Raw genomic sequence first — 6,413 nt, forward strand, 5'->3', positions numbered from 1 at the left:
TCTTGTACTTCAGTTTTGTTTTGACAATGGCGAGTTATATTAAAATAGTAAGTTTCTTTATGTGAAATTTGTGTGGACGAAATACTATTCGTATTTTTAAACTTACTATTGGTAGAAGTAAGTATATAAGCTTACTTTTAAAAGTAAATAGTTTGAGATATGAGTATATATGCTGCAATTTCGGCTTATATAGTTGTTTCGACTTCATTATCGAAAGAGGCTCTTGTCGAGTTGTCTATAGGAGTAAAATGTTTTTTTAGAAAAGACAGCTGCTGATTGTGATGGTTCTTGGGGCAGATTAGTTATTGAATATGTAATGAAACACCCAAATGACGCATTGAGGATTGCAATAGGTATTGGTGGAATGAGAATAGTTGATAAAGAACTTGACATGATGGATGGTTATGAATTTATGAAGGTAATTAATGGATGTAGTACTGATAACGACAAAATTTCAAAGGTATGATTAATAAAATTTCGATAAAAGGTCCCGCCAGTTATAAGAATATGGCTGTTTTTGAAACTGACAAGAATATAAACTTGATCTATGGACTTAATGGCTCCGGCAAAAGTACATTGTCAGAATTCCTTAGAAAGAGAACTGATAATGAATATGCAGAATGTTCTATTTCGCCATTGTTAGATGAAGATACAGAAGAAATTCTCGTTTATAATGAGAACTACGTGAATGATGTGTTCTATAGTTCCGATACTCAAAAAGGTATTTTCTCTTTATCAAAGGAGAATGCAGGAGCTAGAAAAAGAATTGATGCTGCTAATGCTGCATTGCAAGTTGCAAACAGAGATTTTCAAAAACAAGAATTACTACAAGAAAAAGAATTAGAAGCTTGGACTTCAACAAAATCAATATTTGCTAATCGTTTCTGGCAAATTAAAACACAATACACTGGTGGCGATAGAGTTCTGGAGTATTGTTTTACAGGTTTGAAAAGCAGTAAAGAATTATTGCTGAATCATATTGTTGGGTTGGCAAAACCATCTAATAAGCTTGTTGATTCTATTGATCAATTGAAAGAAGAAATACAACGACTGAATGAAGCTAAAGGGACTCAAATCCCACTTATTCAGGAAATCACATTTTCTGCAGGAGACATTGAAATAGATTCTTTATTTAAAGAGGTTATAACTGGAAATGCTAATAGTCGTGTTGCTAAATTGATAGATAGTCTTCATAATTCGGATTGGGTAAAGGTTGGCTTAAGTTTTGATACAAAAGATATTTGTCCATTTTGTCAGAGGCCATATCTTGACGATGATATAATAGCGGAACTAAGGTCATATTTTAATGAAGATTATGAAAAAGCAGTAGCAGATATAGAGAGTAAGGGAAAGACATACAAAGACTCTATTGATTTAATTCCAGATATTGATGCTTTTACTAATATTCCAATTATCCATGAGTTAGAGCAGACCTTTGCATTGGCCTTTAGAGCATATAAAGAAGCGGTAAACTCTAATCTGATTGAAATACGTAAGAAGTATCAAACCCCAAGTCAAATAGTTGAATTAGAAAATACTTCAACCAAATTAGGTGTTGTTAATAGTATTGTACAGCAAGCTAATGCTATTATTGTAGAATTCAATAAAAAAGTGGTAGGTATTGATGGTGAACTTGCTATTATAAAGAAAAAATTCTGGAATAGACTGCGTTATGATTATGATCAATCTGTTACTGACTATAATAATCAAAAGGCTTCTACTGAAAATAAAATACGAGCATGCGAAACTGCAAAACAACATGTTCAAAGTTTGATAGATGAACAAAAGGCGATTATAGAAGCAGAACAGCAAAGCATTGTAAATATAGAGGAGTCCATTAACCATATAAATACTATGTTGGTTGACATGGGAATAATAGACTTTAAAATCACAAAATGCAGAGAAGAGGGCTTGTATCGTATTGTGAGAGGAGAAGATGGAAGTTCTGTATTCAAGACGTTAAGTGAAGGGGAAAGAACTATTATCAGTGTTTTGTATTTTGTGGAAACATGTCAGGGAATACTGGATAGGAGTAAGACGCAGAAGAAGCGTATTATTGTTATTGATGATCCTGTTTCAAGCTTGTCCACTATGTATGTGTTCAACATCGGTAGATTGTTGAAAAACGTTTTTTATCCTGAACTTATTAAGGATAGCACGCAGGAAACTGGCTTCTTAATGAAGCGTAAGTTTGAACAGGTTTTTATTCTAACTCATAGTCTTTATTTTTTCTATGAGATGACGGATATGCGTGAACCACAACGTCATGCGTACCAATCTTTATTCAGGGTTTCTAAATCTGTGGCAGGTAGTAAAATTGAGACTATGCATTATGAACATATTCAAAGTGATTATCATACATATTGGATGACTATCAAAGATCCTGATACGCATCCTGCCTTGATTGCCAATTGCATGAGGAATATTATAGAATATTTCTTCAATTTTGTAGAAAAGAGGGATTTGAATAATGTCTTTATTCAAGATAAATTCAAGCAACCCAAATATCAAGCTTTCCAACGTTATATTAATAGAGAGTCTCATTCTCTTGGTCAAAATATTAATGACTTTAAAGATTTTGATTACAATATATTTATGGATGGGCTAAAAATGGTTTTTCTAGAAATGGGTTATTCAGAGCATTATAAAAAGATGATGAAATTGAAATAATCACTGTAATGATTTGAAATAAACATTGAGAAGAAAAAAATAATCTATTAGCATCTTTTCATTAGCTTATAGCAAAATCAAATATCATTATAGCAAAAAGAATTATGCTTATAGCTAATGAAATATTGATCCTGGTGGAAGGGTAGGTGAAGAGTTAGCCCTTCACCCTGTATCTCCGATGAATAAAAAGTATCGGAGCAAGGTGAAGGGTGAATTGCTTATTAAAAAATACAAGAAAAAAGCCATTTGTTAAGTATTTCAGTTCCATTATGGTTATTATCAGGCACCGTAATTAATCTTAGCTTTCGTTTCCCCTTGTAGTAATATGGATAGAAAGGAAGCGATCATCATCGTCTGATTCTCCTTTTGGATCAGGATGTGAATTTCCCCCAATGGTTTATTCATTAAACCAATCTATCTTCTTTGAAAAATACATTACCATTGCAAGGATAATAAATAATCCCAAGCTGCCTGCCAGTAACGCAAAAGTTTCTAGCTGAATAAGAACAAATATATAAAGATAAAGTATACCTAATAGTCCGGACATGATTAATGACGGTTTCTTTTTCTTGGTGATTCCGAACATGTATCCGCCTACCAGTATAATAGTCAGTGCAGAAGATAACAAATAGGCAGGGTTGAAACCGATGTGTTCAGAGAAGGAGAGGAGCAGGCTGTAGAATAGGCAGAGTGCCAGTCCTACCAATAAATACTGCAAGGCATGAATGCGGGTCTTGTTCATGATTTCAGTGAAGAAGATAACTCCGAAAGTCAGTAGGATAATCAGAATGGCATACTTTGCGGAGCGCATGGACTGCTGGTACTGTTCCACCGGAATTTTGAAGTTTACACCAAAACTGGAGTTTTCAATATCCTTGATGTTCGAGGTGTTGTAGTCAGCCATCACCTGCGAGTAATTTCGGTTCAAGTTTAAGACTTGCCATTGTGCGGAAAATTCCTTCTCCGTAATATTCCGGTTGTTAGGCAGATAGTTCCCGGTGAAGCTCGGTGTATTCCAGTTGGCTTTCAGGTCTACACGGGTTGTTTTACCCAACGGGATAAAGTTGAGTGACTGTGAACCTTTCAGTTTGATTTTTATTTCGTATGGCAGTTTTTTGTTCTGCTTCAACTCCGACAAATTAGCGATCGCATGAACTCCGGTGTTAGCTATTCCTCTGTTGTCCATACCCGGCTCGAATATATAAACAGAATCTCCCAAGGTGATGCTGATTTGTTCGCTGATACCCCGCATATCGGTTAGGTTCAAGCAAATAGCCGCCCTGTCAAACTGCAACTGGTCCATGTCTATTCTGCTCTTTTTCAATTCTTCCGAACTGAATGACCCTTTCAATGTCAGTTCCGATTGATATACATTGACCTCATAGATACTTCTTTTCAGGATTTCGGTCTTCAGTTGTCCGTTGACCATAAGCTCGTCAGGAAAAAGTATCAGGTCTTTGATGGAAACCTTCTTCTCACCGTTGTTTTCAGTGACAACCGGATACTGGAGATTCAGATAAGGGCCAGTGATGGTCTGTGCAAGACTCCATTTTTCGCTTACCTCGTCGATAGCTTCTTCTTGGGTTCGTCCCCGTTCGGAAATAAGATTCTCAATCATAAACATGGGTATCATCAGGAGAAGGATTAATAATCCGATGATGACAACCTTGATTGTTTTGGAGAAACGGTGGAGGCATCCCATAGGTTGCTGCGCCTGTTGCTCATTTAAATTTTCATTGAAAGCGTCCATAAGCCAGTAGTGTTTTGATGAATTATTTATTTTGATTTTAGAAATTTCTCTAAGGCTTCAATATGCGATTTGAAAGCTTCTCTGCCTTGCGGGGTTGCCTGAAAAACAGTCCGTGGTTTTCGTCCGACAAAACTTTTGTTGCATACGATATATCCCAGTTCTTCCAGGGCACGGGTATGGCTGGCAAGATTGCCGTCGGTCAGAGAGAGCTGCTCTTTCAGAAAATTGAAATCAGCTTCCTCATTTACCATCAGAATAGCCATGATGCCCAGTCGGACCTTGCTTTCGAATGCTTTATTAATATATTGGAATGCTTCTATCATTTATGATCTCTTTCTTTCGTAGTGTAAATAGAACAATATACCATAGAGGATATGGAAACCGCCGAAACCGATGGTCCAAAACAATAATGAATGACCTTCCCAAAAACAGTCTACGACGCCCAAACAGATGAAAGCATAACCTAACCATATGATGCTGGAATAAGTAAACTTGGAAACGTTGACCAGTGCCAGCCCATAAAATAGAAGCATGACCGAAGCCAGGATGTCATAATACTCGTGCATAAGGATGGAAATACATAAAACACCTCCGGTCAGCATCGGAAGAGAGAAATTCCACAATGCCCGGTAAGTGAGGCGGCTGAAAAATTTTTGCCCTGTCTTCTTGGATTTGTAATAGGACAGGATGCAAGCAGTGACCGCAGCAGCTACCAATACGAGCGAGGCTATTATAGCCATCAATTCAAGGGCAACAATTAAATGAGTGCCCGGTGTAATAACTTGTGTGGCGATATATGCGCCAACTAATGCGTAAATGCCCGCCATGATTGCAGCGAGACCACTTAGAGAGATAAACTTTGAGGACTTTTCCATCAACTCTTTTATCTCATTTACCGATTCTAATGCTTTATCTTTATTCATATAAAAAGTACTTTGTGCTGCAAAGTAAAATAAAAGATTTCAGATGAACAAACTTTTTGCTTGAATATTTTGATAATAAAGAGTTCAATGGTATGATGAGGCTTTGATATGGTATTATACAAAAAAGAATTGCTGTCCCGTTCAACTTCTTGTTGAGTAGGGGATAGCAATTCTATGGTGTTAACGATATGTCTTTTAACTTCGTATAAGTTACTGTATCAAAAAAATAATTTACAAGGTTACGCCTGTTTTAAAGATAGCAATTTCGCGATAGCCTTTCTTTTCGTTGTTTACGAATTCACCGCTTGCTACTTTGATAATATAATCAATGAAACGTTCGCAAGTCTTTTCCATCGGTTCGTTTTCTACAATCACACCAGCGTTGAAGTCAATCCATCCCGGTTTGTTTTTAGCCAGCGTCGAGTTGGTGGAAATCTTCATGGTTGGAACAAAAGTACCGAAAGGAGTACCACGTCCGGTGGTGAAAAGTACCATGTGACATCCGCTTGCAGCAAGGGTGGTGGCTGCAACCAGATCATTGCCCGGAGCAGAAAGCAGATTAAGACCTTTTTTCTGTAAACGTTCGCCGTAAGGCATCACGCCGGATACATAGCTCTTTCCGCACTTCTGGGTACATCCCAGTGCTTTTTCTTCCAGGGTGGAGATACCGCCGGCTTTGTTTCCCGGAGAAGGATTTTCACCGACAGGCTCTCCGTGTGACAGGAAGTATTCTTTGAAGTCATTAATCAGATGGACGGTCTGTTCAAACAGTTCCTCGTTTTTGCAACGGTTCATTAGGATGGTTTCTGCACCGAACATTTCCGGTACTTCGGTCAATACGCTTGTACCTCCCTGTGCAATCAGGAAATCGGAGAACATACCCAATAGCGGGTTTGCTGTAATGCCGGAGAAACCATCGGAACCACCGCATTTCAATCCCACACGCAGTTCGGACAAAGGAACATCGGTGCGTTCGTCTTTAGAAGCCTTTGCATATAAATCACGCAGGATTTCCATTCCTTCTTCATACTCGTCACCTACCTTTTGAGTAACCATGAACTTCACGCGGT

Annotated in this window: 6 protein-coding genes; 2 read left to right on the top strand and 4 right to left on the bottom strand. The window is 37.6% G+C overall.

Features of this window, described 5'->3' with window-relative positions:
• Positions 1–316: 316 nt before the first annotated feature.
• Complete coding sequence (locus tag BXY_RS00175) at positions 317–466, top strand: hypothetical protein (RefSeq protein WP_008770608.1); 150 nt, start codon at positions 317–319, stop codon at positions 464–466.
• A complete protein-coding gene (locus BXY_RS00180; RefSeq protein ID WP_015530934.1) occupies positions 463–2,670 on the top strand; it encodes an AAA family ATPase in 2,208 nt (735 codons plus the stop codon). The genes BXY_RS00175 and BXY_RS00180 overlap by 4 nt, the downstream gene beginning before the upstream one ends.
• Before the next feature lie 397 nt (positions 2,671–3,067).
• Here the strand turns inward: BXY_RS00180 and creD are convergent, their stop codons facing one another.
• From creD to BXY_RS00200, 4 genes are all read right to left on the bottom strand, one after another.
• Positions 3,068–4,420 carry a cell envelope integrity protein CreD gene (gene creD / locus BXY_RS00185; RefSeq protein WP_015530935.1) on the bottom strand — a complete coding sequence of 451 codons (1,353 nt, stop codon included), beginning with the start codon at positions 4,418–4,420 and terminating at the stop codon, positions 3,068–3,070.
• 26 nt (positions 4,421–4,446) lie between these two features.
• Entirely contained in the window at positions 4,447–4,743 is a 297-nt protein-coding gene (locus BXY_RS00190) for a winged helix-turn-helix domain-containing protein (protein ID WP_004313179.1), read from the bottom strand.
• Positions 4,744–5,343 carry a hypothetical protein gene (locus BXY_RS00195; protein ID WP_004313178.1) on the bottom strand — a complete coding sequence of 200 codons (600 nt, stop codon included), beginning with the start codon at positions 5,341–5,343 and terminating at the stop codon, positions 4,744–4,746.
• Between the two features lie 231 nt (positions 5,344–5,574).
• Positions 5,575–6,413: UxaA family hydrolase (locus BXY_RS00200; protein WP_208946692.1), on the bottom strand; the 839-nt coding region annotated here is incomplete at its 5' end.

This window comes from Bacteroides xylanisolvens XB1A, from assembly GCF_000210075.1.
Lineage (GTDB): Bacteria > Bacteroidota > Bacteroidia > Bacteroidales > Bacteroidaceae > Bacteroides > Bacteroides xylanisolvens.

What these genes read in the sequence shown, in the direction of transcription:
- BXY_RS00175 (WP_008770608.1), top strand. Translation starts at nt 317, where the DNA reads ATGAAACACCCAAATGACGCATTGAGGATTGCAATAGGTATTGGTGGA.
- BXY_RS00180 (WP_015530934.1), top strand. Translation starts at nt 463, where the DNA reads ATGATTAATAAAATTTCGATAAAAGGTCCCGCCAGTTATAAGAATATG.
- creD (WP_015530935.1), bottom strand. Translation starts at nt 4,420, where the DNA reads ATGGACGCTTTCAATGAAAATTTAAATGAGCAACAGGCGCAGCAACCT.
- BXY_RS00190 (WP_004313179.1), bottom strand. Translation starts at nt 4,743, where the DNA reads ATGATAGAAGCATTCCAATATATTAATAAAGCATTCGAAAGCAAGGTC.
- BXY_RS00195 (WP_004313178.1), bottom strand. Translation starts at nt 5,343, where the DNA reads ATGAATAAAGATAAAGCATTAGAATCGGTAAATGAGATAAAAGAGTTG.